Below are 4,217 nucleotides of genomic sequence, written 5' to 3'. Positions count from 1 at the left end.
GGTATTAGCTGGTCAAGGATGGCGATCATACCTCAGAAGCCGCGCCACGCCTCGCTCATATGAGGGGATGGTTAAGGCTCTGAATGGGAAATCCTGTTGGGGAATGAATACCGCAGGATCAACAAACGCAGCGGGCGCGTTACAGGTTGGAAAACACCTCCAAAATTTGAGTGCAAAGATATCCAAAATCAAAACTTCGAATAACTGTTCAATACAGGTGACATCTGTGATATCTAACCTGCACAGGTTATTCCTATATCTACAGCAGAAAAATACTATAGATTTCATAAATTATTAGGGGCTCTGCATGCTCATAAAAGAAATTGTGCCAACAGAACAGATTGTCGATGTCCTCTGTGATGTCTGTGGTCGTAGTACAAAAACGAATTTTGGAACCAATCAATACGGCTCGTTATCGGCGGATTTTGGCTATGGTTCCTGTCACGATGGTGAGCGTTATCTGGTGCATCTGTGTGAAATGTGTTTTTTCGGTATACTCGCAACAATGAGGGAGATGCATCGCGGGGATCATATGTTTGACGATGACTATGAGGCCGCAGACCCAAATACATTTGGGCGTGATTATTCTAATAGGGAGATAATCTGAATAGTATGCCCCTATATTCGAGGTTGTGTGGAGAGAACTATTTCCTATCATCGACTCATTCTGTGAGCCAATGATATTCTCCAATCGGCTCATTTCGTGAGCCGATCAAGATCGTTCATCGGCTCATCTGGTGAGGTGGTCTCAACGCTCACTACCACCTAGATTTAATTTTTGGTTACATAGTTTCATTGCAGGTTGGAGCTAGGCCACTAAACAGATCCGAACGCGATTTCGCTCACGTCTTTTTGAATAATGCTACTTCTACAATCGTCTTGGTGCCAAAAACAGTGGTGCTAATGCTGGGGTTGAGAGATAATTTCACTGATATAAAAGTGTGATACATGAGGATAAAAATGAACGATTTTTTGAAAACTTTGTTGAATATCCGTAGTCTGCGAGCTGCATTGCGTGAGTTGTCATTTGAGCAACTGGTCGAAGTTAAAGAAAAATTGGATGAGGTTTTTGCTGAGCGTGAGCAGCAAGAAACCAAATTGAGAGAGGAATCTGCCGAGCGCCTGCAAAAACTGGCTGAGTTTGCCGAGCTGCTGAAAGGCGCTGGCATAGATCCGAGTGAGCTGGTTGGTACTGCAACCACTGCAAAAGCAGAGGGTACAGTAAAGAGCAAGCGCGCTCCCCGTCCTGCAAAATACAAATACATCGAAGATGGCCAGGAAAAGACCTGGACTGGTCAGGGCCGCATGCCCAAGACCATCTCAGAAGCAGTGGCTAATGGTCGAGCATTGGAAGAGTTCTTGATCTAGTGCTGAGAGCCCATGCCTGCTCGGCGTGGGCCTTTAATTCTATCTGTAGTAGGAGCACCGTATGGGGAGGACATTAGAGGATATCATCGAGTCGGAATCATCCGAGGTAGTCCAGAGAGCCAAGGAGCATGCCGAAGAGCTGCGAGTTCGTATCGCTGTGACCAAACTGCTTTCAAATATCGGGGCGGGTGATGTTCCTGAAATTGATGCCGATGTTCTAAATAGTTTATTGTCGCTCAAAAGGTCTGTTGAGAGATATGACTGTCGGCTGAGTTTACTCGTTCATATGCCTGACGGCACTCATCATGGTGTCAACATTTAACTAAAGAGCGTCATTGGTACGTCAATCGCAGATCTCATCTACCAAATGAAATTAACGCCCCCATGGCGATGCTTTTTCAAACCCCCTCAGTGTGCAAGCGGATCTGGTAGCGTGTATTGCGTCCGCCACCAGGTAATTTCTCAATGCACCCCCTCTCCACCAATTCAGCCAGATGGCGTGTAGCAGTCGCCTTGCTGACTCCGGCGACTTTTTGATATTGACTGGCGTTGATGCCATTTTCAAAACCCTGTTGGCCGCCATCCAATAAACGGTTAACAACCTTGGTTTGCTCTGGACTGAGACCGTCATGACAGTGCCGCAACCAGAAATGTGTCTTGGCAAGAGAACGGTCAATAACCTGTAATGCCAGTTCTAGGGTGTAATCCAGCGTATCGAGAAACCAACAGATCCAGGAGGTAATATCTAGCGAGCCCCTCTGCGCTGACTCAAGCGCTCGATAGTAGTCACCCCGCAGCTCTAGAATCGCAACTGACATGGCATACAGCCGGATGCTGTGGCTGTCAGCCTGTGACAGCGCGAGATCGGTCAATGCCCGCGTGAGCCGCCCATTGCCATCATCAACGGGATGCAGGGTCACGAACCAGAAATGACAGATCGCCGCACGAAGCAGTGGATCCATCGTGGGGTCATGCTGAGTCTGGTTAAACCAGGGGATGAACTCGGCCAGTTGATCGTCCAGAGCGGCTCTGGGTGGAGCCTCAAAATGCACGGTAGGGCGATCAACACGCCCAGAGACAACCAGCATCGGCTCATCTCCTCGCAACTGCCCTACGTTCATTGGCTGTACCGACCATTCGTTGACAGGGAACAGCCAACGATGCCATTGGTAAAGTCGTTCAATTGTCAGTGGTTGTTCATGGTTGTCGATGGCATCCAGCATCATGGCCGCGAGCCCCTCTGAGCGCTCTGATACTGGATAGGACTGAGTTTGTGAGCTCCCTAACCGCCTAGCCAGGGAAGATCGCACGGATTGGGCATTGAGACGTTCGCCTTCGATAGCGGACGAGGCGATGATGTTAGCCAATAACGTGTCCAACGTTTGGTCGGGGTTCCCCAACCTGGAATGACTACCGATTAGAATTCCCTGTCTGCGTTGAACCTGCCGTAATCTGGGCAATATCTCGCTATCCCGCCAACGAAAATGGGGCCAATCTGCTTGTTGCCAAATCCAAAATGGGTCCATAACATGTTCATTCAATGTGCCTTAATCCTCCACCGTTTCAAGGCTAACTTCGTCGGCAACGATGGCACTGGTCTACGCATCAACAGCCAAGTGAAGCTTGCCGTTTCTCCTTGCCGTGCTTGCCCACCTTCCACTCTCCTTCGCCCTAGACCTTCAGTTCGGTAGCAACACCAGATAAGCCACTGGCACCTGACTGACAAGCGGTACTGAATGTTAACCTGCTTGGCGCGTTTACTGGTGCTGTTGCAACACTGCACCGGCAAGGGAATATCAATTCAGCATGAACAGCGAATTGACGACCCTCCAACGTGCCGTAATGGTTCCAGCTTTCCACCGGCACCTTGAGTTGTGCGGCCACCATGCGCAGCAGGGGCGGAAATGGAGGATCATCGACGCCCAAGAAGATGCCAGGAAATCGCAAGTAGCAAAGCTGCACGGCGAAGCCCAATCGATTCGCGGCGCCGCGACGCTGACGGATCACCGACAGGTCGGTTTCGTTGAACGTGTAGTGCCGTATCAGTTCGTCTTTGGCATCTGGCAGTGTCAGCAGACTTTCGCGCTCGGTGGCGGACAGGATTGAGCGGCGTGGCATGGTCAGTCTTCCCGCAGGTACTGGTACAAGGTTTCGCGGCTGATGCCGAAGTCACGGGCCACCAAGGTTTTCTGGTCGCCTGCCGCAACTCGCCGTTTCAACTCGGCAATTTGTTCGCTGTTCAGCGATTTCTTTCGTCCCCGGTAGGCCCCGCGCTGCTTAGCCAGCACGATTCCCTCGCGCTGACGTTCGCGGATCAGAGCGCGCTCGAACTCAGCAAAGGCTCCCATGACCGACAGCATCAGATTGGCCATCGGTGAGTCCTCGCCGGTGAACGTTAGCCCTTCTTTGACGAACTCCATGCGCACGCCCCGTTGTGTCAGCCCTTGGACGATGCGGCGCAGGTCATCAAGGTTGCGTGCCAACCTGTCCATGCTATGCACCACCACGGTGTCGCCCTCGCGGACGAAGGCCAGCAGCCTTTCAAGTTCGGGACGTTGTGTGTCCTTGCCTGAAGCCTTATCGGTGAATACCTTGCCGACTTCTATTTGTTCCAGTTGTCGATCAGGATTCTGGTCGAAGCTGCTGACGCGAACGTAGCCGATACGTTGACCTTGCAAGATGCCTCCAAAGGTAAAAATGTCAGGATGAAATCTATTACCCTTGGCTGAATGTGTCAATAAATATAAATTAATACCCTACTCTGACGTTGTTTGTCGTTTTCAGAAGACGGCTGCACTGAACGTCAGAAGCCGACTGCACTATAGCAGCGGAGGGGTTGGATCCATCAG

At 50.7% G+C, this 4,217-nt stretch carries 5 protein-coding genes and 3 pseudogenes; 3 read left to right on the top strand and 5 right to left on the bottom strand.

The genetic code is table 11. The features are described 5' to 3' along the window. Nucleotides 1-307 precede the first annotated feature (307 nt). The 3 genes from PG888_RS22455 to PG888_RS22445 all read left to right on the top strand — a co-directional run bounded on the left by PG888_RS22455 (nucleotide 308) and on the right by PG888_RS22445 (nucleotide 1,690). Nucleotides 308-607 (top strand): hypothetical protein, encoded by a 300-nt coding sequence (locus PG888_RS22455; protein WP_139441702.1) that lies wholly within the window; start codon nucleotides 308-310, stop codon nucleotides 605-607. Between the two features lie 353 nt (nucleotides 608-960). After that, on the top strand, nucleotides 961-1,368 hold the full coding sequence (locus PG888_RS22450) for an H-NS family histone-like protein (RefSeq protein WP_139441704.1): 408 nt from the start codon (nucleotides 961-963) through the stop codon (nucleotides 1,366-1,368). Nucleotides 1,369-1,429: 61 nt separating this feature from the next. After that, nucleotides 1,430-1,690, top strand: a complete 261-nt coding sequence (locus PG888_RS22445; RefSeq protein ID WP_042020035.1) for a hypothetical protein — start codon at nucleotides 1,430-1,432, stop codon at nucleotides 1,688-1,690. A 76-nt stretch (nucleotides 1,691-1,766) separates the two neighbouring features. Here PG888_RS22445 and PG888_RS22440 read toward each other — a convergent pair whose 3' ends face one another. The 5 genes and pseudogenes from PG888_RS22440 to PG888_RS22425 form a co-directional block, all read right to left on the bottom strand. After that, on the bottom strand, nucleotides 1,767-2,594 hold the full coding sequence (locus PG888_RS22440; RefSeq protein ID WP_236563333.1) for a Fic family protein: 828 nt from the start codon (nucleotides 2,592-2,594) through the stop codon (nucleotides 1,767-1,769). A gap of 66 nt (nucleotides 2,595-2,660) precedes the next feature. Next, nucleotides 2,661-2,894: pseudogene (locus PG888_RS22435) on the bottom strand (DUF4172 domain-containing protein); the annotation flags it as partial. 75 nt (nucleotides 2,895-2,969) lie between these two features. Then, a pseudogene (locus PG888_RS23190) lies at nucleotides 2,970-3,191 on the bottom strand (IS5/IS1182 family transposase); the annotation flags it as partial. A gap of 4 nt (nucleotides 3,192-3,195) precedes the next feature. Then, nucleotides 3,196-3,486: pseudogene (locus PG888_RS22430) on the bottom strand (DUF4158 domain-containing protein); the annotation flags it as partial. 2 nt (nucleotides 3,487-3,488) lie between these two features. Continuing rightward, complete coding sequence (locus PG888_RS22425; RefSeq protein WP_001162010.1) at nucleotides 3,489-4,046, bottom strand: recombinase family protein; 558 nt, start codon at nucleotides 4,044-4,046, stop codon at nucleotides 3,489-3,491. Nucleotides 4,047-4,217: the final 171 nt, after the last annotated feature.

Origin of the sequence: Aeromonas sp. QDB23 (assembly GCF_027707745.1) — a bacterium.
GTDB classification, from domain to species: Bacteria; Pseudomonadota; Gammaproteobacteria; order Enterobacterales; family Aeromonadaceae; genus Aeromonas; species Aeromonas allosaccharophila.
This window is presented reverse-complemented; position numbering and strand designations above follow the sequence as displayed.